Origin of the sequence: Arthrobacter sp. K5 (assembly GCF_040448525.1) — a bacterium.
GTDB lineage: Bacteria > Actinomycetota > Actinomycetes > Actinomycetales > Micrococcaceae > Arthrobacter > Arthrobacter globiformis.
This window is the reverse complement of record NZ_CP159280.1, coordinates 197,639-217,238: the sequence shown is the minus strand read 5'-3', so window position 1 is coordinate 217,238 and position 19,600 is coordinate 197,639. Positions and strand designations below refer to the sequence as shown.

The following is a 19,600-nucleotide window of genomic DNA, read 5'->3' as shown; positions in this document are numbered from 1 at the left end:
AGCCTTTGGGCCATGGGACTGATGTACGACGATCCACGGCTGGCCGCTCTGACCCTGCTGCGCATCGCCGCCGAGGAATCCGAAGGCCCGAATGAAATGACCGGCCACATGCACGCTGTCTTGGACGACTTCGTGCAGCGCAACGGGGCCGGGTATTTGGCGGAGCTGGCCATCGCCCTGGCCCGGACCGGGTTCATCGCCCTCGATGAACTGGCCAGAACCACCGGGAACAGCACCGCCGAACTGCTGGACGCCGTCGAGGTCGACACGCTCGAAGGCATCGATGGCGACTACTGAGCACCCTGCCGGGACCGGCCTGCCCGCAGGGCTTGCCCCGCCGGTGAAAGTCGCCCTCGCCCGCCCCGTCACGAAGATGCCCCGCGCCCGGCCCGGGAATTTCCTCTATGAGGCCAAGTGGGACGGATACCGCTGTATAGTCGTCCGGGACAATGACGGGGCCACGCTGTGGTCACGGCAGGGCCAAGACCTAAGCCGGTACCTGCCCGAGCTGATTCAGGTCTTGGAGGCTGCTGTCCCTCCCGGGTGCGTGATCGATGGGGAAGCCGTGATCTGGGCCAACGGCCGGCTCAACTTCGCCGCCCTGCAGCAGCGTCTCAGCGCGGGCCCGAAAACCCTTCCCGGACTGGTCCGGCAGACCCCGGCCAACTACGTCGCGTTCGATGTCCTCGCCGTAGCCGGACATGACGCCCGCGACCTGCCGCTGCACCAGCGAAGGGCCCTCCTGGAAGAACTCGCCGCCGGCTGGGAGCCGCCACTGTCCCTCTCCCCCACCACCACTGACCCCGATGAGGCCGCCCGCTGGTTCGAAGAACTGCCCCGCACAGGTGTGGAGGGGCTCATCATCAAAAACACCAATGAGCCGTACACTCCGGGAGTCCGCTCCTGGTTGAAGCTGAAACACAGGGAAACCATAGACGTCGTCTGCGGCGCCGTGATCGGACCGATCACCCAACCCGCTGAGGTCGTCGCCGGCCTGATCCTGGAGGGTGAACTGAGGATCGTGGGCCGGTCCACCCCGCTGAAGACCGCGGACTCCCGGGACCTGGCCCAGTGGCTGAAACCGCCAAAGGGTCAGCACCCCTGGCCCGCCACTGTGAAGGGCACGACCCTGGACAGGTTCAACCGGGACAAGGAACCTGTTGCCCTAACACTGGTGGAGCCGGTGGTCGTGGAAGTCTCCGCCGATACCGCCTGGTCGGGCCGGTCCTTCCGGCATCCCCTCCGCCTGCTCCGGGCCAGACCGGAGCTGTCCCCCGCCGATGTGATCCTGCCCGAGCTTCATACGGGTTAACTGTCGGTCCGGATGGTGATGAGCTTTTGTCCTTCTCCCAGACGCGCGTAGAGGTTGTCCCGCGCCTCGTCGCAGGTGTCGCCTTCGACGTCGATATATCCGTAGCTGCCCTCCTACGCCGCGCCGTGCCGTCACGAACATGCCTGTATCTGTGCCACCGGCTCGAGGAACTTCGCGAGGACCTTAAAGGTCGCCGTGACAGAGCTGTCAAAGAGAACTGGAGGGGTGAGATCGAAGGAATAGGCCTCACGCTCCGTCTCCTTGATGAGAAGTTTCGACAGCTCCAAGGTCCACAAACCCCAGGGGTGGTGTCGTTGGGTATGCCTGAACCTCGGCACCGAAGTCGTGAAATGCAGACCAGTCCTTGATGAAACACCTGGTTCCGGGTCGGACGTCGAACGTGGCCGCGACGGCGTCCTGCGGCAGCGAGTGGGCTGGGTGGTTCAGGTCAAAGGCGGGCGCTCTGGGTGTTGGCCTTCAGCCATTCTGCTGACATGTCGATGCTTTCTTCCGGTGTTGAAGTGGTGCCGCGGTCCACTTCAATGACGATCCATCCGTTGAAGTCCTCGGGGAGGGTGGAGAGGATCGGAGCGTAGTCAAGGTCGCCTGTGCCCAGTTCCTTCCAGATTCCTTCTTGGACGGTCTGGCGGTAGGTCCATTTCGATTCACGGCTCGTGCGGGCAATTCCGGCGTCCAGGTCTTTGATGTGGACCCCGGCGATCCGTTCAGCATATTCGGCCATGATCTGCGCCGGATCCGCTCCGGCCCATGCCAGGTGCCCGATGTCGGGGCCGAAGCCCAATACGTTCTCGTCGATGCTGTCCAGGACGTAGCGGGTTTCCTCTGCTGTCTCAACCCAGGTGCCAACGTGTGGGTGGAGGGCGGCAACGCCGCCGGCCGCGGTGATGCTTTCTGCTGCTTCCTTCAGGTAGTCCCGTACATGGGCGAGATGTTCAGGGGTCGAGCCATAGCCGCGGGCAGGATGCTGTACGCGCAGTGCGTCCCTTTCCATGCCCATGGACAGGAAGAGGAGCGGGGTGCCCAATGCTACGTTCTTCTCGGCCAGGTCCTGCGCCTGGCCCAGCTGCTCCTGGCGCACTTCCGGGTCGTCGGACCATTTGAGGTTCACGTAACCGGGTCCTGGTTGGAGTCCAGCAGCTGCGAGGGCGGCCCCGTACTCTTCGGTTGTTTGGTCAGCCGGGACATCGCTCTGGATCGCCGTGAATCCAACAGAAGCGATGTACTGGAGCCGTTCTGCCAGCGGGGGGTTCAAGGTGGGGTCGAGCCAGCCGTCGTCGGTGGCCATGTACTGCAGGGGGTTTAGGGCAAACTGTGCCTTGTTGAGGTTCATGACGGTCCTTATGTACTAGGTGGGTTAGTGCTTCGTGGGTGCTACTTGCTGCTGAAGGCGGCGTCGAAGCTGGTTTGTGAGGCGGGGAAGTCGAACTTCTTCAGCGCCGCGAGGGCTTCGGGGGCGCCGTGGAGGCGGTCCATGCCGGCGTCTTCCCATTCGATGCTGATGGGTCCGGTGTAGCCGATCGCGGTGAGGGCGCGGAAGGAGGATTCCCAGGGGACGTCGCCGCGTCCGGCGGAGACGAAGTCCCAGCCGCGGCGGGGGTCGCCCCAGGGCAGGTGGGAGCCCATGACGGTGTTCCGGCCGGTAAACCGGAGCTTGGTGTCCTTGCAGTCCACGTGGTAGATCCGGTCCTTGAAGTCCCAGATGAAGGAGACGGGGTCGATGCCCTGCCACATGAAGTGGGAGGGGTCCCAGTTCAGGCCGAACGCTTCGCGGTGGCCGATGGCTTCGAGGGTGCGGACGGTGGTCCAGTAGTCGTAGGCGATTTCGGACGGGTGGACTTCGTGGGCGAAGCGGACCCCTTGTTCGTCGAAGACGTCCAGGATGGGGTTCCAGCGGTCGGCGAAGTCCTGGTAGCCGGCGTCGATGACTTTGTCCGGGACGGGCGGGAACATGGCGACGTATTGCCAGATGGAGGAGCCGGTGAAGCCGACGACGGTGTCCACGCCGAGGGCTTTGGCGAGGCGGGCGGTGTGTTTCATTTCTTCGGCGGCACGTTGGCGGACGCCTTCGGGGTCACCGTCGCCCCAGACCCTGGATCCGACGATCGCTTCGTGGCGGAAGTCGATGGGGTCATCGCAGACGGCCTGGCCTTTGAGGTGGTTGGCGATCGCCCAGACCTTGAGGTTGTACTTTTCCAGGACGGCGAGTTTGGACTCGACGTAGCCGGGTTCGTCCCAGCGCCAGGCGTCGAGGTGGTCGCCGGAGACGGCGATTTCCAGTCCGTCGTAGCCCCAGCCGGACGCTAGCCTGGCGACTTCCTCGAAGGGCAGGTCGGCCCACTGGCCGGTGAACAAGGTGTACGGGCGGGGCATGTCAGGCTCCTACTGTCATTGCTGGGACAGGTACTGCGACGGCGCTGATGATGCTGCGGTTGTTCGCTGATTCTTCGATGGCCGCAAGGACCCGCTGGATTTGGAGTCCGTCCTCGAACGAGGGAACCGGGTCGTTTCCGTGGCGGATAGCGAGCAGGAAGTCCCGGATCTGGTGGGTGAAGGTGTGTTCCCACCCGATGATGTGCCCTTGTGGCCACCATGCTTCCATGTAGGGATGGTCGGGTTCATTGACCAAGATCCGCCGGAAACCCTGCTCCCGGACAGGCACGGTGGAGTCCAGGAACATGAGCTCGTTAAGGTTCTCTAGGTTGAAGGTCAGCGACCCGGTTGAGCCGTAGATCTCGATGCGGAGGCTGTTCTTTTGGCCGGTGGCCACACGTGACGCTTCGACGGATGCGCTGATTTTCCCCGTGAGGCCGAGCGTTGCCCAAGCGGCGTCGTCGACCGTGACTTCCTCCGTGCCGTGCGGGCCGGGGCGTTCGGTGACGAAGGTCCGCATTGTTCCGGTCACTTCGGTGACTGTTTCCCCGGTAAGGTGCTGGATCTGGTCGATGGCGTGGGAGGCGATGTCGCCGAGGGCGCCTGAGCCGGCGGTTTCCTTGCGGAGCCGCCAGGTCATCGGGGACTCGGAATCAGACAGCCAGTCTTGCAGGTAGGCGGCGCGGATGTGCCGGATAGTGCCCAGGCGGCCCTCCGCAATCAACTCGCGGGCGAGGGCGAGTGCGGGAACGCGGCGGTAGTTGAATCCGCTCATGGACTGCACGCCCCGCTTCCTTGCCTCAGCTGCGGCTGTGGTCATTGCTTCGGCTTCGGCGAGGGTGTTCGCGAGGGGTTTTTCGACCAGGACGTGCTTGCCGGCTTCGAGGGCTGCGATGGCGATTTCGGCGTGCATCCAACCGGGGGCGCAGATATCGATGATGTCGATGTCGTCCCGCTCAATCACGCTCCGCCAGTCCGTGGCTGTTTCGGCCCAGCCGTATTTGGCGGCGGCTTCGGCTACGCCGGTGGCGTCCCGGCCCACGAGCACTTTCTGCTCGAAGACCGGGACGTCGAAGAAATTGGCCACGTTCCGCCACGCATTCGAATGAGCTTTGCCCATGAAGGCGTAACCGATGGCGGCGACACCCAGGGGTGCTTTTTTCATTGCGGTTCTCCTTGCAGGGCCAGTGCTTTGCCTCTGGCGTTCTCTTGGTCCGAAAGGCTGGCCGTGATGGCACGGGCGGCTTTGACGGCGGTGATGGTTGCGGTGAGGGTCGAGTTGCCTACGAGAGCCGTTGGAACCACGGATCCGCCGGCGAGGTAGAGGTTGGAGTAACCCCACACTTTGCCGTCGGGGTTGCAGACCGATGTCCCGTCGTCCGCGACTCCGGCACGTGTCGTCCCGGTGAAATGCAGTGACGAACCAGGGGGCAGCAATTCCGATTCCCAGGATTTGAGATCAACAACGCCGATGGATTCGGCCAGGGCGCGCTGGACCCGCCTTGCTTTCTCGATGCGGGCCTTGTCGACGTCGCTGTAATCGAATGTGAACGCCATTTCGGGCAGGCCGGTGGAATCGACGCGTGATTCGGAGAAGTCGATCCGGTTGCTGGCACTGATGTCGGTGGGGATGAAGAACCCCAGCACAGCACCGTAGGCCAATGGTGATCCGTTCTGGTCAAAGAAGGTCCGGTCCATGAATTGGCCATGGAATGGCTGCTTGGATCCGTTGTGCGGCAGCCAGTAGCAATTCAGAACCCATTCGCCGGCACGGTGGCTTGGGATATCGGACAGGGTCAGTCCGAGCTTGTCCAGGTCGGCGACAATTTGGCCGGTCAGGAAGGCGTGCTCGTTCAGGTACCGGCCCAGCGCCCGCGGCCGGATACCTGAGGCGAAAAGCAACTGTGGCGTGCGGAGGGGGTCTGCCGCTACGGCCACTGCGGCTGCCTGGATGATCCTTTCGGTTCCGGTTGGGATGTCTTTGACGCGGACGCCGCTGACGGTGTCGCCGTCATGGACCAGTGCCAGCGCCAGCGTTTCGGTCAGCAGCTCAAAGTCTTCACCGGCCGGTTCCATCATGCGCGGGAAGATCCGGTTCGGTCCGGTACGCAGGAGCCGGTCCCCGTCAGGGGTGATGGCCATCGGCATGGGTTGGGGTTGCCGACTGGCTGCGCAGGTTTTTCCCACGAGTCCGCTGATTTTTTCAAGGATCTTTTGTCCCGGCATGGACGTTCCGTAAGGGTTTGGGTGCACGCCAAGCAGCCGTTGGGCGGTGTGAAGGTCTTCCTTCCAACCGTCCGGGTCCTCTCCCGCGAAGGTCTCATCGCCCCACGGCCAGGGGCATGCTGCGGTCCAGTGCACACCCATTCCGCCTTGGTTCATTCCGACAGCGGCGCCGGGAAAAGCCGTCGTGTTCCCCGACAGAGCCGACACCGTGTACAGGCCCGGTTCGATGCTTTCTGTGCCGTTGTCGATGCGGTGGGAGACGTCTGCGCCCACATACGCTGATTGGATCCCCGGGGAGGCTTGTTTGACGTAGCGGGCACGCAGTTCCGGGTCCGTCACGTCGTGCAGGTGCTGTCCGGGGGTGGCCCCGATTTTCCCTCCGGCGTCGACGATGACAATTCTGGCCTCGGGCTTGGAGGTTCTCACTTGCTGGGCGACGGCGGCGCCCATAATCCCTCCCCCGATAATCAGGAGGTCGGCTGCTTGTATCTCGTGCATTGCTGTTTCCTTTGGAGCGCTGGGTTCACTTGGTCGTGGTGGTCAGGGCCGGATCATCGGCTGCTTCCTTGCTTTCGCGGAATGTGATCCCGAAGTAGATGGCTGTCACGGCTGCGATCGCGCACGGAATGAGCCAGATCAGTGCCCAGTTGTGCCCGCCGCTGACGCGGAGGATGTCAATGATTGGGCCGGCCAGCGCGGAGCCGATCAGGAACCCTACCCCGTATGTGCCGGTGAAAATGAGTCCCTGGGCGGAGGCGCGCAGCGACGTGGGGGCGTGGCGATCGGTGTAGATCTGTCCGGTGACGAAGAAGAAATCGAAGCATACGCCGTGGATTACCAGGCCCAGCACGATCATCCAGTACGAGGAGCCGGTGTCGGCGTAGGAGAAGAGCACGAACCGGATGACCCAGCCGATCATGGCGACCATCATGACGGTCTTGATGCGGAAACGTCCCAGGATAAATGGCATCAGGAGGAAGAACACGACCTCGGAGGCCTGTGCCAGTGTCTGGACGCCTGCCGCACCTTGGACGCCGATGTCGTTAAGCCACAGGTTGGTGAAGCCGTTGAAGAACGATGCGGGAATCGAGACCAGCACTGATGCGATGAAGAAGACCAGGAAAGACTTGTTCTTCAGCAGTTTCAGGGCATCAAGTCCCAGGGCTGCACCGATGGATTGCTTCTCAGCACCACCGGCCTGCCGGGGAGTCCTGGGCAAGAGGACGAAGCTTCCGCCCGCTATGAGCAGTGAGGCCGCACCTGCCAGGATGAAGGTCCATTCGAGCATGTGCTGTTGTTCCCAGCCGAGACCGCCGATGAGCAAGCCGCCGGCGATCCAACCCACGGTTCCCCATACGCGGATGACCGGGTATTGCTTTTCGGGGTTGTCCAGCAAGCTGAAGACGATAGAGGTGGCCAGAGGCTGCGTGGGCATGTAAAGGATCATGTAGGCCACGCAGATGCCGATGAACAGTGGCAGCGACGCGGTCGAGTTGGCGAAGAACATGGCTGCAGCGGAGCCCACATGCAGGACGATGTACGTCGCCCGAGGTGTGAAGACCCGGTCCGCGAGGTACCCGACGAGTATGGAGGCAACAATGGCCCCGATGGACAGGCTCAGGTAAACGACACTGACTTCGGTTCCACTGGCGGCGAACTTCGTCACCATGTAGGTGCCGGCGGTGACGATCCAGGCCCCGATGGCGAACTGCTGGAGGAACCACAGGGCGGAGAGCCTGATCTGCAGTCCCGCATTCAGCCTCGCGGGCTGAGGTGAGTCGTGGCCGGGCGTTCGGGCCGCGACATGGGAGTGGGATGTTTCCTTACTGGTCATTGCTTTGCTCCTTTGCAAACCGTGCTGAACCTCGGTCGTGCGATGCGTTGTGTTGGAGAATCCGTCGCCCGGCCAGTCCTCGTTGAATCCGTGTCGTCGACGTCTGATCCAAAGGCTTCAACCCTTGGCGGGAGGTGCCGGAAATTCCCCGCCCACACTCCTTTGTGCTACAGAGTAGCGGAATATGCGGGACTGTAGCAATAGAATGGATGGTAGAACATGAGAAGCTGTAAAAGATCAGGTGGAGATCCGAGGGAGGAAACACGACCGACGATGACCGCGATCGATCTTGCCGCGATGCGGCAGCACAACTCCGGACTGGTTCTGGCGTCCTTGTTTCAAGCCAGGGAGCCGGTGCGCATGGCCACTTTGGTGAGACAGACCCAACTATCCCGGCGCACCGTGGAACTCATCTTGTCGACGCTGATCGACGAAGGATGGGCTGCTGAGACAAGCGAACCGGTAGGCGACACCCTTGGCCGCCCTCCTCGCCGCTATCAATTCAGGACCGATTCGGCGCTATTCGCGACTATAGCTTTCGACCCCCATGCCGCCACCGCGGCCATCGTTGATGCCTACGGTCATATCCGGCATCAAGCCTCAACCGTGCTCGAAGACATCGACAATCCCTCCGAATGCCTGCAATCGGCGTCGGACTTGCTGAAATCTGTCATAGCGGACTCAGGATGTCCTCGGCCGTCACTGCGAGGTATCGGCATCTCGGTCACCGGTCGCATCGATGACGACGGAACCGTTATGCACCTGCCTTACACCCCGGCATGGACCGGTGTGCGTCCTGGAGAGCACTTTGCCTCTGTTTTCGGACTGCCAGCACTGGTCGACAACGACACCAATCTGGCAGCTCTCGCTGAACAGTGGGTCGGCGGCGCAGGCGGCTACTCGAACTTCGTGTGGCTCATCGCCGGTTACCGGCTTGGCGCAGGAGTCGTCATAAGGAAAGACATCCACAAAGGCTTGCACGGCGCAGCAGGCGAAGTCGTCCAAGTCGAATCAATGGGGCTGGCTGCCATGCGGGCACAACCACTGGGGCTCATCTCCTCCCCCGTTCCGGCCCAGCGCGCCCAAGCCCTCTCGATCGTTCACGCGGCCGAGGCGGGCGACGTGGAAGCTATGAAATCGGTCGAGGAGCTGCTTGACCTCATCGAACCGGTAGTTTCAACGTTTGCCTGGACGATTGCCCCAGAAGCCATATTCCTCGGCGGTGGGCTCGAACAGTCCAGACTCCTTACCGACCAACTCCAGCGACGCCTCGAAGCATCCGGGCTGCCACCAATCCAAATACGTCCATCCAGCCTGGGAGAAAATGCGCCCTTGCTAGGGGCCGCCTACATGGCCCGCTCCGCCCAGAACGACACCCTCACCCAAGCACTACGCGAGAATCACCTGGCCACCTTCCCGGTCTCAGCAAACTGAGAACAAGACTGAAGCCAAGCGAACCGCGGACTTGTTAGTGCAGAGAAGCTTGGAGCCGATCTTGATGTCCTTGGCCCAGGACGGGACCAGGCCCCAGCGCGCAATGAGCAGGTGTCGGTCGAGAGTGCCCTCATCAAGACGTTCGGCAACGATCGGCACATTCTGAGTTGGTGCCACGTTCCAACTCGGTGGCGGTGGGCTTCCATCGACCTCTTTGGCCTCAAAGTGGCTCAGCAGGTCACCGGTGGCCTTGGACATCACATATCTGCCGCACATGAAGCCCATTCTGCCTGACAGCCCCGTTACATTTATTGGGTCCCCGAGGGTCGGGGATTTGGTCGCTGGATCCGGTATGACTTTCTTGCCCTGTCTTTGATGATCCGGGGGGTGTTGTCGCCGGGTTCGGAGGCACGCGTTGACTGCTGATAGGGACACGGCCGGCTCCTTCCGATGGGGTCAGGTCTTTGTAACGTGGGTGCCAGCATCGGGTGTCGTGACTGCGGCCATGAGTGGTGCAAAGAAGCGCCGGATGGACGAACGATACGAGGTTTTCTGCGGGCTTGATGTCGGCAAATCCGAGCACCACGCCGCGGCATTGAACGCAGCCGGCGAACGAGTCTTCGACAAGCCCCTGCCTCAGGATGAGGCGCGGCTGCGCGAGCTGTTCACCGGGCTGCAGCAGCACGGCCGCGTGCTCGTGATCGTCGACCAGCCCAACACCATCGGCGCTCTTCCGATAGCCGTGGCGAGGGACTGCGGCTGCACTGTTGCCTACCTGCCCGGCCTGGCTATGCGTAAAGCCGCTGACCTGTATCCGGGAAAGTCCAAGACCGACGCGCGTGATGCGTTCATCATCGCCGAGACTGCACGTGCAATGCCGCACACGCTGCGGGCCGTTGACCGGGACAGCGAGGTGCTCGCGGCACTAAAGGTGCTCTCAGGATTCGACGCAGACCTGACCCATGAGTGCACCAGGGCGATCAACCGGCTGCGGTCGCTGTTGCTGCAGATTTTCCCCGCCCTGGAGCGAGTCTTCCCGGGGACAGTGCTGACACGGTCCCTGGTCCTGGAACTGTTCATCAAATACGCCGGGCCGACCGGCTTGCGGGCCGCGGGGCGATCCAACGTGTTGCGCTGGGCCAGGAACCACAACCGCAAGGACCCGGTGAACGTGGTTGACGCCATCTTCGCGGCATTGGGCGAGCAGACGGTCACCGTGATCGGCACCGAAGCCGTCGAATTGGTCATCCCCCGCGTCGCCGCCCAGATCAAGGAACTCAAACACCAGCGAGCCATCGTGGCCGAAGAAGTCGAAAGGCTCCTCGATGACTTCCCTCTTTCCCAGGTCTTGATGTCCATGCCGGGAGTCGGCATCAAGACCGCAGCGACGATACTCCTGAGCATCGGCGATGCCGGCACCTTCACCACTCCCGGGCACCTCGCCGCCTACGCGGGCATCGCCCCTGTCACACGGCGCTCTGGCACCTCGATACGCGGCGAATTCCCCGCACGATCAGGGAACAAACAACTCAAGAACGCCCTCTTCAGATCCGCTTGGATCGCCAGCTGCCACCACCCCGCGTCGAAGGCCTACAACCAAAAGAAACGGGCACAGGGGAAGAAGCACAACGCCGCCGTCATCTGCCTGGCCCGCCGGCGCTGCGACGTCATCTACTCAATGCTCAAACACGGCACCTTCTACGAGGAAAAACCCGCCCTGGCCGCTTGACCAAAAGCATAGGGACACCCCCCCGGAACATGTCCCGGCTGAGGACAACGTCGCTAAGTCAAAAAGCCTCCCCTCTGGGTTTTGACTGGTTTTCATTTCGAGAACCAGTTTTGACCAGGAATAAGAGAGCTTTCTAGGCGTTCCTGCGTGGCAAGCAGCCGGCCGGTCAGAAACGGTCGTTTCTCTTCAGCCAAGCAGCAGCAATGCCTCCTCCCCGATGCCCCCAGCCGAAGCCCTCGTCATTGGTTGAGCACCCGCAGTGACATGACTGTGTTAATTCGGCCGCTCCCCCGCCATGGCGGCCTCCGGGCTCCCCGGTTAACATGACCGTAGGCCCGGCAGGCGCAACCGTGCTCCTTGTTGCGACATAGGTTATGAAGGCCATTTTCGAACCAACAAACATTCACGCCATAACACATGCCATAGCTCCTATTGGACGCCAGAGTATAGCGCTTGTTAGAGAACTAACCGGAAGTCTTGCCATTATGCCTGTCTCATGCGAGGCCTAAAGGCCCACCATAAGCACAATATGTGTGTCAATAAGTGACTACGCTGTATATCCCAGACGAGGACGAGCTACTAAAGATGCAGGAAAAACCACTGGATGGCTTATGGGATGCGCAATGAAAACCCACACGGGCCGTCCGGCAATAGTGTCAACGTGCGATGACATTGAGACATCAATGGAACTTCGACTTTGAAATAAGGTAGGGCACAGGGCTTTACATCCCGCCATACGTATAACGTGAAGTGCGGTGAATCGCCCTACTCTACGCACTGTGATCCCTCTTATGCGTGTCATTGCCAGCATTCCAAGAGGAGTGCACATAGGGTCGACAGCAGGACAACATGCAACCCACCAAGTAGGAGAGTCGCCGGCCGATGGCACGATCACTGCAAACCCCCGTACCCCCGAAACCCCAGGCAACACGGGCCATTGACCGTGTCATCTCCCTGGCGAACGGCAAAGGCGGAGTCGGCAAGACGACCACCGCAGCCAACGTTGGCGGGTACGTCGCGCTGGCTGGCTCCCGTGTGTTGCTGATCGACCTTGACCCGCAGGGTGACCTGGCCCGCGACCTCGGATACGACCGGCAGACAGGGAGGGAATTCTTCCAGGCCCTGATCGCCGGGACGCCGCCGATGATCCTGCGCGACGTGCGGGAAAACCTGGACGTCATCCCGGGCGGCCAGGACCTCGAAGACATCCAGGGCTTAATGGTGTCCCGCTCCAGCCGCTCCGATGCCGGCGACTTCGGCGACATGCTCTACGCCGTCCTGGCCCCGCTGGCAGACGATTACGACTTGATCCTGATCGACACCCCCCCGGGGGAGCGGATCCTCGTAGAAGGCGCCTTCGCGATCTCCAGTGCAGTCGTCATTCCTACCCGTTCCGATGATGCGAGCATCGATGGTGTCGAACGCATCGCACGCCGCTTCATGGCTGTACGTGACCGGAACCCGTCCCTGCAGTTGGCGGGCATCGTCCTGTTCGGTGTCGGCCCGCGCTCCATGCGCCTCGAACGCAGCGTCCGGGACACCTTGGAAGAAATGCTCGGCACCGTCGCCCCGGTCTTCGCAACCCGCATCAGGAACCTGGAGAGCGCAAGCGCGGACGCCCGCCGCAAAGGCCTGCTCTTCCACGAACTTGAAGGTGCCGTTACCGACGCTCAGAAGAACCGCCTAAAGGCGCTTCGGGCGGGGGAGAAGCCCGCGGACGGCTTCTTCTCGCGCAACGCCGGGGGACTCGCTGAAGAGTACGAGCAGCTGACCGGCGAGATCCTCGCCCGACTGAACGAGATCGAAAGCGGGAACGAAGCATGAGCGGCCGACAGAGCCTTGCCGGGGCATTCGCACCTGTAGCGCCTGCCCGCGGTGCAGCACTACAAGGGTTGCTGGCTCCGAAGCGGGGGAGGGGCGCGCCTGCGCCGGAACCCAAAACCGGAGAGTCCGTAGAGGCACCGGCCCGGGAACTTGTCCAGGTGCCGCCAACAGCTGCACCCGAGCCCACTGACACGCAGGTACCTACTGAGCAGCCGCAGACGGATAGGCGGCCCGCTGAGCATGCAAATGTTGAGGAGGCGCCCCTTGAGGCGGCAGGAGAGCGGGCGGAGCCCACGCCTACATCCGTCAAGGCCCCAAAGGCCACCACGCGGCAGCAGCCTGCTGCCAAGAAAGCTACTAACGCGACCAAAGCCTCCGAGCTGGTTCCCGGGGCGCTGCGCAACGTCGGGGTGTACCTGCCACCGGCGCTCCTGGCACGGGTCAAGGATGCCGTCTACCAGGAGCGGACCACGTACGCGGACCTGTTAATTGACGCCTTCGAAGCCGTCGATGACGAGCAGATCGCCAAGGAGTTCACTCCCGAGACCACGCTGACGAGCTCCGGCATGCCCCGCCGCGCTGCGCGTAAACGGGGAGAGGCCGGAATCCAGATCCAGCTGCGCCTCGATGGGCTGCAGGTTGCCTGGCTGGATGAAAAGGTCACCGAGTTCGACGCACCCTCACGCAGCGCGCTCGTCTCGGTCGTCTTCAAGCTTCATATCCAAACGGGACAGCCTGCGGGGGAGTGATGCTGGACCACCTGCGACAGGCATGGCTTGTCTTCCAATAGTTCTTATGGCATGAGTTATGGCACGAAACAGAGAGTGTCAAAGTTGCGCCTGGGAAGTGGATGCGCCGGCCAGCCGCATCCACCCGTCAAGGAGTGCAGACGGGGGGAATGGGCACACAACTCGCATGCCCCCTTTGGCACTGACCCTCATCCCGTTCTGTTGAAGGCCATGGCGGACAGTGACCATTCATCGGGTGGCCCCTCGAACATCTCCCATGGATAGTCTTCGTCGGGGGAAAGCAGCTCCGGCACGGTGTTGACGTTCTTGGCGAGCCATTCCCGCCAGATGATCCGATCATTGCGGTAGCGCTGTAATTGGAGGGCAACCGCTTCGAAGACCCCGAATTGTTCGGCGAGCTGTTTCAGCGATGTCCCGGCTACAATTGACCAGGCCCGGCTGGGACTGCGGACGACCAGGTTCCAGGCGGCGAGGACTTCCAGGGCTTCGTGGACCGCAGAACGAGACAGCCGGGTGATCCGCACAATCTCAGCTGTCGGCATCGCGGGGGAGTGCTCAAGCGCTTCGTAGACGAACGCGGCCGGCAGCCCCAGCTCACGGAAAACCGGGCGGAGGGAGTGGATTTTCCCCTTCTGCCAGCTAGCATCCTCGGCCGCTGTCTTCAACTCTTCGGGCACGGTGAGCATGTATAGATCGCCCTTAGTGCCCCTAGCCTCTTCAACCAAGGTAACCAGGGGATCCTTCTCCGCACGCAGCTCCCTTAGATGCAGCGCAACGGTCGTGTGGTCAAGGCCAGTGGCCACGGCAATGGACCGGACGCCGAATTCAACAAAACGAGATGCCGACATGTGCGCTGCTTCCCCCAAAGCCCTCAACACCATTCGCCGGGCCATACCAGACCTGGGGTGCTGGTAGTTCACCTCCTTGATCCTTAGAGCACTTCGCCAGGTCCGAATAAACCGATGCTCCGCATCGGGGTTTGAAATTTGGGTTGAACCCTTTACCCCTACCGCCTGTGTAGATGGCTGGCTTGTGGGGGATCTGCGGACATTGTCATTCCGGTCGGTTTGGACCGTCCTTTTGCTCAAGTAGCTGAGGGCGCTCATCCAGTCGCGGCGCAGTGACGTGAATCGGTGGCGGGCTGCATAGCGGGCATAGAAGGAGGCCAATCCGGGCCAGGTTCCCTGCAGCATCCGGCGCTCCACATCCACGAGCTCGAGACCGGCGGCCGCAGCACTGAGGATGACGGCCTGGCGCGCCTCGGAGTCAGAGGCGTATCTGTTGGTGTCGTACATGCCGGTCTGGGCGAGCACCTGCATGGTCCGGGACATGCGCCCCACGGGCTCGTTGATGGCGGGTGCGTCGGAGGTCGCCGGAGTGAAGGTCTCATCCTGCCGGAGCGCGCGGACGGCCTTGATCTCAGCGGCCAGGTCGTTGGTCATGGCCGCCCAGACGGAGGCGTTATTGGGCCGGCGGACGATGTCGTAGGCCATGGATAGGCTCATCGCCAGTTCCTGGTGGCCGCCGCGCTTGTGCGGTGATCCGGGGGTTCGCATGCAGCCGTGGAGCAGGTTTTGGTGAGGGGTCTTGTCTAGGGTCAGGTACCGGGTGCCCAGCGCCTCGACAAGATCACGCGCTTCAGAGAACGTGATCCGCCGCGCCAGTGGGACGTAGACGTGGCGGCCGCCGTTCGGAGAGTAGTCCTCAATCCAGCGGGCACCGACCGAGTGCAGCCAGGCCTGAACGGAGCGGACGTCCGCCTGAACCCGGTCCAGGCCTGCTACGGAGGAGTCAAAGTCGAGAAAGATGGCTGCACATGTGCCATCTTTCCCGAAGATCCTCACAGCCGCAGGAAGCGAGGGAAGCGCTTCCGTTAAGTTCCGTTCGTGCTTTTGCGGATATGTTTTGCCTGCATCGCGAGAAAGGCGCATTCTGGGCTGGCCGGCTAGCAGGGGTGCCAGGGCTGCCCAAACGGCAGCCGGGCTGTCGCGTTGGTTCGACACGCCTAAAGCTGGGCATGCTGGAAGCACGGAGATGTGCTGATGTACGATGTGGGTAATCCTTTCGGGGATTGAGGTACCAAAAAGGGCCGATCCTGCCAGATCGGTTTCATAGCAACACAAGGGATGGCCTGTTAGGGCCCTCCACGACTTACAATCTGATCCGCCGGCAAGCAATCCAGATGGTGAGTCTCAAGCTTCGAAGGCCCGTCTTAGTACGGGCCTTCTTTTGTGTTATGAGGCGATGCGAATGGGCAGCTCCTGCTGGTAGTCGTCCTGGTCAAGTGCGGCTAGGTCTTCTTTGAGGCGTGGCTCGACAACGGACAGAAGGTATTCCGTAACGGTCAGGCCCTTGTGCGCTGCCACTTTAGCGATACCGTCAGCGGTAGGTTCGGGTGAGCGAAAACCAATGAACTTACGCAGCCCCTTGCTGGGACGCCCGCCGCCTCGATTTACTGCTACTGCCGTCATTTGCTGTGTCCTTTGATTTTGTAGCCGCCGCCTAAGCGGCTACAGCTTCATCGTTGTGGTGCCCGCCCCGCGGGATCACTGGATGATCCTTTGCGGTTGGTCCGAAACTATCACCGGCCCAGCAGCCCTCTGGGGATTTGTTTTCAGAAAACGGGAGCGTGTCGTCTTTGTGACGTGACGCTTTTCGGCGTCCTACGACTCTTCGATAGGCAATGCCCCCTGTTGCATCCCATCAAGCTTGTTCGGACGTCCTTCCGCGCGGTCTATCAGAGCGCCGACGTACGCACCGAAGGACATGTTGTACCGCTGTGTCGCCTTCCAGGCGGCGTGGTGCTGATTTGGGAGCACAAGGCAGTTCAGTGGCGCCTTCTTGCCGATCAGCTTGGGTGGACGGTATTCGTCCATATCATCACCCTCACTTCGGTTTCAGCAGAACCTGTAGAGATACAGATTCTGCTAAGGCGTCACCGGTTGCTCCTTCAAAAAAGACCAAGCAAGCGACAGACTACATACATGCTCCGCACATGCACAACTCACTGCCTGTACCCTCCGGTAGGCATCGGGTAACATTTTGTGTCAGCTGCCCGCCTGATCTGTGTGGCGGTCTACACAAGTAGCTGAGCTACGGCTAAGGAGCTGTATAGATGGCAAATGGGGGCCGCAGCGTGTTTCTTACGCAGCAACAGAAGAAAGAGCGGCTAGCGGACCGCATGGGCATCCTGGTCGATATCTGGGAGTCCGATAACAACACTGCGCTCACGTACCCGCATGTCGAAGAAGCACTTTCCGCCCACGGAATCCACCTGTCGCGGACGCGGTGGTCCTACTTGATCAATGGCACTGGAAGCCTGGTGACAGATCAAGAACTGCTGAAGGGCATAGCTGAGTACGTTTTTGCCGTACCAGCTAGTTATCTGTGTGACCTCAACAGTGAGACTCCTCCTGAAGTGGAAGCGCGTATGGAGTTCCTTGTGCAGATGCGGAAGCTAAAGGTGAAGAACTTTGCAGCGAGAAACCTGGGGGCCACCTCGCCAGAAATGCTGAGGACGATCACCAGGATTATCGATGCGTCGATGAACGGCGAAGAGGAAGAGTGAATGACGCTCCCACCGGTTCAGGACAAGGTTCGGGAGTTGTGCGGTGACGGCACGACGTCGATGAAGGAAGTTGTCGATCGCCTCGCCGTGATCTGCGAGAAGCCGATCAATCTAATCGAGTTCCAGGAGTCCTGGGGTGCGCTGACGGCCTTCAAAGCCGACTTTGAAGATCGTATTAACGTCTATTTCCCACCGCAGAAGTCGCAGCAGTACAAACTTCACTGCATCTATCACGAGCTCGGGCACATCTATTTGGAGAGCTTTCGGACTCCCTTGGCTCTGCCGGATCTCTCGGAAGAGATGCTACGGGAAACCGCGGACGCAATTAGTGTCAGCTGCCGGTCCGTTCCGAATCATCCTGTCGAACGGTGGGTAGAGGATTTCGCTTTCGAGATGTCGAAGAAGACCCGTCCACGCAGCTCGTCCGATCCTGATCCTTTCCTCTGATAGACCATGAAACAGTTGCTCTTTGCGCTGCTGAGTGCCCTATGCCTCCTTCGGATCCCCTCGGTGGTCAAGGTGGCGGAATCCCGGGCGTCGTGGCTGGCATCGATGTTCGGCCTCGCGGCGCTTTATGTCTTGGGAACGGTTACACCGCTAGCGGCCATCGACAGCTACCTCGGTGGCGTCAACGTGACGAACCTGCTTCAAGCCATCTTCGCGCTGCTGGCGATCTTCTTCTTCAACGACAGCGTGCGGCGGTTAGCGAACGTACCAGTCAGGTGGACTTACTACGCTCCGTTGCTGAGCATTCCCATCATGATTGTCAGCTTCGCCCTGATTGAGGACAAAGCTCCAACGGCTGCGGGCTTCATTGATTACCGGATGGACCAGCTCGCAACTGCCGCGTACAGCGGCACGTACATGCTCGCGTTGCTATTCACCGTGCTCAGGATTATCTACATGCTTCGCCACAAGGCGAGGGGCCTGTACGCAACATTCTCAGCGGGCCTGCTCGTGGTTGCGGCGGCTTGCTCGTGCCACATTACGTACGTGCTGCTGTTCCATTTCTCGCCCTGGCATGCCTTCGCCCAAGCGATCGGATCTTGGTTTGACCGTCTTTTCTATGCAGGCCTCTCGGTGACGGCTGCGGGGTGGCTGATTCTTTTCCTGTCGAAGCAGCTCCCGAAGTTGCGTCTCTGGATGATCGATGCGCTTTGGCTTACTGCGTTGAGGATCCGGGTAAATGCAGATCACTCACGAGTCAGTCCGGCGTGGGACCTCTTCAACGAAACGCTCGAAAATGGCGTTTACAAAAGCCTCATTGTTCTGCACAACTACCAGCGGGGGAACATGACGACGTTCCCGGAGTCTGTTCAAGGCAGAATCAGCCAAATTGAGACCAAGCTGGACGCGCAAAGCTAGCCCTGCTCAGTCAGGATCGTTTTGCTGATCCAACTCGTGAGTTCGTCGGTGAAGGTGCGAGGCGAGGCATTCCACTCCTGGGTATGGTGCGCCTCAGGTAGGGGAATCAGGGTGACGGTGTCAGGATTCGCGCGTTGGAACGCCGCTGAGATCTCCCAGGGAACCTCTTGATCTGCGCTGGAGTGCAAGACCAGCGTCGGGACAGACACCCGGTTGGGTGCATCGACCCATTCAAGTGCATTGAAGTTGATCGGTTCCTCCAGCCCGAGCATCTTCGCGAACGGGGGAGCCTGCAGTAGGGACATGACAAGGCCTGCCCCTACCGCCGGCACACCTGCGCGCGCTGCCCCCGCTGTTATGGTCTTACGCCAGCTCGTGACCGGGCCTACCAGGACGATGCCGAATATCCGGTCCCGGTGGACGCTGCGCTCCGCTGTGAGCAGGGCAATGGTCCCACCCATTGACCAGCCCGAGAGGATGATTCGCCTCGCTCCATGAGCCACGGCGTAGGCCACGGCGCTTTCCACGTCACGCCATTCGGTTTGCCCAAGATGGCTCGATTCGGCCTGTGGTGGGCTCACCTCCTGGTCGCTACGGAATGAGGGAACCAAGGAGGTGAATCCCAAGGGACTGAAAGCGTGTACGTCCCGGAACATGATCGAGCGGTCCGTCCAGCTGCCATGGATATGGATCACCCACGTGTCCTTCTTCTTTCCTTGGAATAGCCATGCAGGCGCCGCGCCGTACGCGGTGGGGATGTGTACCTCTTCGAACCGTCCGGCCACCGCAGAGGGTTCGAAGAACACATCGGGGGTCCAATCGACCACGGGCCCCAGGGACGCCGGCCCGGAGTCCGGCCTATGAATCCGGCGTTCCACGTACTTTCGATCCTCGTCGATCAGCGTGACCTCACCGACTCTCGTGTAGCGCTCTGCCACAGGATCGAACACTCCAAAGTCACCAGGGGCTTTGGTGTAGTCGTCCAAATCGATGCGGACTCTGTGGCCATCACTTGTCAGTTCGGCCCGACGGTAGTCCTTTGGTCCCCGTTTAACGATTTTGCGGGCCATGACAACCGCGAATCCAGATAGTGCGGCCGTGGGTACAAGGAACGCCAGGCAGGCCAGGCCGTGCCGTGTCGTCAGCATTAGGTCTCACCCTCCAGCGC

General features: G+C 61.2%; 18 protein-coding genes and 1 pseudogene. 9 read left to right on the top strand and 10 right to left on the bottom strand.

Annotated features, from left to right (window positions below):
* The first annotated feature begins 12 nt into the window (after positions 1-12).
* Both ABRP34_RS23365 and ABRP34_RS23360 read left to right on the top strand, forming a co-directional pair.
* A complete protein-coding gene (locus tag ABRP34_RS23365; RefSeq protein ID WP_353713499.1) occupies positions 13-297 on the top strand; it encodes a hypothetical protein in 285 nt (94 codons plus the stop codon).
* Positions 284-1,312 carry an ATP-dependent DNA ligase gene (locus ABRP34_RS23360; RefSeq protein WP_353713498.1) on the top strand — a complete coding sequence of 343 codons (1,029 nt, stop codon included), beginning with the start codon at positions 284-286 and terminating at the stop codon, positions 1,310-1,312. The genes ABRP34_RS23365 and ABRP34_RS23360 overlap by 14 nt, the downstream gene beginning before the upstream one ends.
* A 448-nt stretch (positions 1,313-1,760) precedes the next feature.
* Here the strand turns inward: ABRP34_RS23360 and ABRP34_RS23355 are convergent, their stop codons facing one another.
* Genes ABRP34_RS23355 through ABRP34_RS23335 form a run of 5 tightly spaced genes read right to left on the bottom strand, consistent with a single transcriptional unit; the run spans position 1,761 to position 7,763 of the window.
* Entirely contained in the window at positions 1,761-2,663 is a 903-nt protein-coding gene (locus ABRP34_RS23355) for a sugar phosphate isomerase/epimerase family protein (protein WP_353713497.1), read from the bottom strand.
* 41 nt (positions 2,664-2,704) lie between these two features.
* The gene (locus ABRP34_RS23350) at positions 2,705-3,703 is read right to left on the bottom strand and encodes a sugar phosphate isomerase/epimerase family protein (RefSeq protein ID WP_353713496.1); all 999 of its coding nucleotides are present in this window, start codon (positions 3,701-3,703) and stop codon (positions 2,705-2,707) included.
* A gap of 1 nt (position 3,704) precedes the next feature.
* A complete protein-coding gene (locus ABRP34_RS23345) occupies positions 3,705-4,868 on the bottom strand; it encodes a Gfo/Idh/MocA family oxidoreductase (RefSeq protein WP_353713495.1) in 1,164 nt (387 codons plus the stop codon).
* Positions 4,865-6,427 carry a GMC oxidoreductase gene (locus tag ABRP34_RS23340; protein WP_353713494.1) on the bottom strand — a complete coding sequence of 521 codons (1,563 nt, stop codon included), beginning with the start codon at positions 6,425-6,427 and terminating at the stop codon, positions 4,865-4,867. The genes ABRP34_RS23345 and ABRP34_RS23340 overlap by 4 nt, the downstream gene beginning before the upstream one ends.
* Positions 6,428-6,452: 25 nt before the next feature.
* Entirely contained in the window at positions 6,453-7,763 is a 1,311-nt protein-coding gene (locus ABRP34_RS23335) for an MFS transporter (RefSeq protein ID WP_353713493.1), read from the bottom strand.
* Positions 7,764-8,036: 273 nt separating this feature from the next.
* Between ABRP34_RS23335 and ABRP34_RS23330 the strand changes: the two genes are divergently transcribed.
* On the top strand, positions 8,037-9,197 hold the full coding sequence (locus ABRP34_RS23330) for an ROK family protein (RefSeq protein WP_353713492.1): 1,161 nt from the start codon (positions 8,037-8,039) through the stop codon (positions 9,195-9,197).
* A 42-nt stretch (positions 9,198-9,239) separates the two neighbouring features.
* Here ABRP34_RS23330 and ABRP34_RS23325 read toward each other — a convergent pair.
* Positions 9,240-9,473, bottom strand: a pseudogene (locus ABRP34_RS23325) (SOS response-associated peptidase family protein); the annotation flags it as partial.
* A gap of 253 nt (positions 9,474-9,726) precedes the next feature.
* Between ABRP34_RS23325 and ABRP34_RS23320 the strand changes: the two are divergent.
* The 3 genes from ABRP34_RS23320 to ABRP34_RS23310 all read left to right on the top strand — a co-directional run bounded on the left by ABRP34_RS23320 (position 9,727) and on the right by ABRP34_RS23310 (position 13,499).
* Positions 9,727-10,926 carry an IS110 family transposase gene (locus tag ABRP34_RS23320; RefSeq protein WP_353713491.1) on the top strand — a complete coding sequence of 400 codons (1,200 nt, stop codon included), beginning with the start codon at positions 9,727-9,729 and terminating at the stop codon, positions 10,924-10,926.
* Positions 10,927-11,808: 882 nt separating this feature from the next.
* Positions 11,809-12,750 carry a ParA family protein gene (locus tag ABRP34_RS23315; protein ID WP_353713490.1) on the top strand — a complete coding sequence of 314 codons (942 nt, stop codon included), beginning with the start codon at positions 11,809-11,811 and terminating at the stop codon, positions 12,748-12,750.
* Complete coding sequence (locus ABRP34_RS23310) at positions 12,747-13,499, top strand: hypothetical protein (RefSeq protein ID WP_353713489.1); 753 nt, start codon at positions 12,747-12,749, stop codon at positions 13,497-13,499. The genes ABRP34_RS23315 and ABRP34_RS23310 overlap by 4 nt, the downstream gene beginning before the upstream one ends.
* Before the next feature lie 188 nt (positions 13,500-13,687).
* Here the strand turns inward: ABRP34_RS23310 and ABRP34_RS23305 are convergent, their stop codons facing one another.
* The 3 genes from ABRP34_RS23305 to ABRP34_RS23295 form a co-directional block, all read right to left on the bottom strand.
* Positions 13,688-15,529 (bottom strand): helix-turn-helix domain-containing protein, encoded by a 1,842-nt coding sequence (locus tag ABRP34_RS23305; protein ID WP_353713488.1) that lies wholly within the window; start codon positions 15,527-15,529, stop codon positions 13,688-13,690.
* Between the two features lie 204 nt (positions 15,530-15,733).
* Positions 15,734-15,970 carry a hypothetical protein gene (locus ABRP34_RS23300; RefSeq protein WP_011776892.1) on the bottom strand — a complete coding sequence of 79 codons (237 nt, stop codon included), beginning with the start codon at positions 15,968-15,970 and terminating at the stop codon, positions 15,734-15,736.
* A gap of 192 nt (positions 15,971-16,162) precedes the next feature.
* Positions 16,163-16,375 carry a hypothetical protein gene (locus ABRP34_RS23295; RefSeq protein WP_353713487.1) on the bottom strand — a complete coding sequence of 71 codons (213 nt, stop codon included), beginning with the start codon at positions 16,373-16,375 and terminating at the stop codon, positions 16,163-16,165.
* A 239-nt stretch (positions 16,376-16,614) separates the two neighbouring features.
* Between ABRP34_RS23295 and ABRP34_RS23290 the strand changes: the two genes are divergently transcribed.
* From ABRP34_RS23290 to ABRP34_RS23280, 3 genes are read left to right on the top strand one after another with little or no spacing between them, the layout of a single operon-like run.
* The gene (locus ABRP34_RS23290) at positions 16,615-17,067 is read left to right on the top strand and encodes a hypothetical protein (protein ID WP_353713486.1); all 453 of its coding nucleotides are present in this window, start codon (positions 16,615-16,617) and stop codon (positions 17,065-17,067) included.
* On the top strand, positions 17,068-17,514 hold the full coding sequence (locus ABRP34_RS23285; protein WP_353713485.1) for a hypothetical protein: 447 nt from the start codon (positions 17,068-17,070) through the stop codon (positions 17,512-17,514).
* 6 nt (positions 17,515-17,520) lie between these two features.
* Positions 17,521-18,432: a hypothetical protein gene (locus tag ABRP34_RS23280; RefSeq protein WP_353713484.1), complete on the top strand. Its 912-nt coding sequence runs from the start codon at positions 17,521-17,523 to the stop codon at positions 18,430-18,432.
* On the opposite strand, the gene ABRP34_RS23275 is transcribed toward ABRP34_RS23280, so the two are convergent.
* A complete protein-coding gene (locus ABRP34_RS23275) occupies positions 18,429-19,580 on the bottom strand; it encodes an alpha/beta fold hydrolase (protein WP_353713483.1) in 1,152 nt (383 codons plus the stop codon). The genes ABRP34_RS23280 and ABRP34_RS23275 overlap by 4 nt on opposite strands.
* Between the last annotated feature and the right edge of the window lie 20 nt (positions 19,581-19,600).

What these genes read in the sequence shown, in the direction of transcription:
- ABRP34_RS23335 (WP_353713493.1), bottom strand. Translation starts at nt 7,763, where the DNA reads ATGACCAGTAAGGAAACATCCCACTCCCATGTCGCGGCCCGAACGCCC.
- ABRP34_RS23310 (WP_353713489.1), top strand. Translation starts at nt 12,747, where the DNA reads ATGAGCGGCCGACAGAGCCTTGCCGGGGCATTCGCACCTGTAGCGCCT.
- ABRP34_RS23290 (WP_353713486.1), top strand. Translation starts at nt 16,615, where the DNA reads ATGGCAAATGGGGGCCGCAGCGTGTTTCTTACGCAGCAACAGAAGAAA.
- ABRP34_RS23365 (WP_353713499.1), top strand. Translation starts at nt 13, where the DNA reads ATGGGACTGATGTACGACGATCCACGGCTGGCCGCTCTGACCCTGCTG.
- ABRP34_RS23345 (WP_353713495.1), bottom strand. Translation starts at nt 4,868, where the DNA reads ATGAAAAAAGCACCCCTGGGTGTCGCCGCCATCGGTTACGCCTTCATG.
- ABRP34_RS23355 (WP_353713497.1), bottom strand. Translation starts at nt 2,663, where the DNA reads ATGAACCTCAACAAGGCACAGTTTGCCCTAAACCCCCTGCAGTACATG.
- ABRP34_RS23330 (WP_353713492.1), top strand. Translation starts at nt 8,037, where the DNA reads ATGACCGCGATCGATCTTGCCGCGATGCGGCAGCACAACTCCGGACTG.
- ABRP34_RS23285 (WP_353713485.1), top strand. Translation starts at nt 17,068, where the DNA reads ATGACGCTCCCACCGGTTCAGGACAAGGTTCGGGAGTTGTGCGGTGAC.
- ABRP34_RS23275 (WP_353713483.1), bottom strand. Translation starts at nt 19,580, where the DNA reads ATGCTGACGACACGGCACGGCCTGGCCTGCCTGGCGTTCCTTGTACCC.
- ABRP34_RS23350 (WP_353713496.1), bottom strand. Translation starts at nt 3,703, where the DNA reads ATGCCCCGCCCGTACACCTTGTTCACCGGCCAGTGGGCCGACCTGCCC.
- ABRP34_RS23320 (WP_353713491.1), top strand. Translation starts at nt 9,727, where the DNA reads ATGGACGAACGATACGAGGTTTTCTGCGGGCTTGATGTCGGCAAATCC.
- ABRP34_RS23360 (WP_353713498.1), top strand. Translation starts at nt 284, where the DNA reads ATGGCGACTACTGAGCACCCTGCCGGGACCGGCCTGCCCGCAGGGCTT.
- ABRP34_RS23295 (WP_353713487.1), bottom strand. Translation starts at nt 16,375, where the DNA reads ATGGACGAATACCGTCCACCCAAGCTGATCGGCAAGAAGGCGCCACTG.
- ABRP34_RS23280 (WP_353713484.1), top strand. Translation starts at nt 17,521, where the DNA reads ATGAAACAGTTGCTCTTTGCGCTGCTGAGTGCCCTATGCCTCCTTCGG.
- ABRP34_RS23340 (WP_353713494.1), bottom strand. Translation starts at nt 6,427, where the DNA reads ATGCACGAGATACAAGCAGCCGACCTCCTGATTATCGGGGGAGGGATT.
- ABRP34_RS23315 (WP_353713490.1), top strand. Translation starts at nt 11,809, where the DNA reads ATGGCACGATCACTGCAAACCCCCGTACCCCCGAAACCCCAGGCAACA.
- ABRP34_RS23300 (WP_011776892.1), bottom strand. Translation starts at nt 15,970, where the DNA reads ATGACGGCAGTAGCAGTAAATCGAGGCGGCGGGCGTCCCAGCAAGGGG.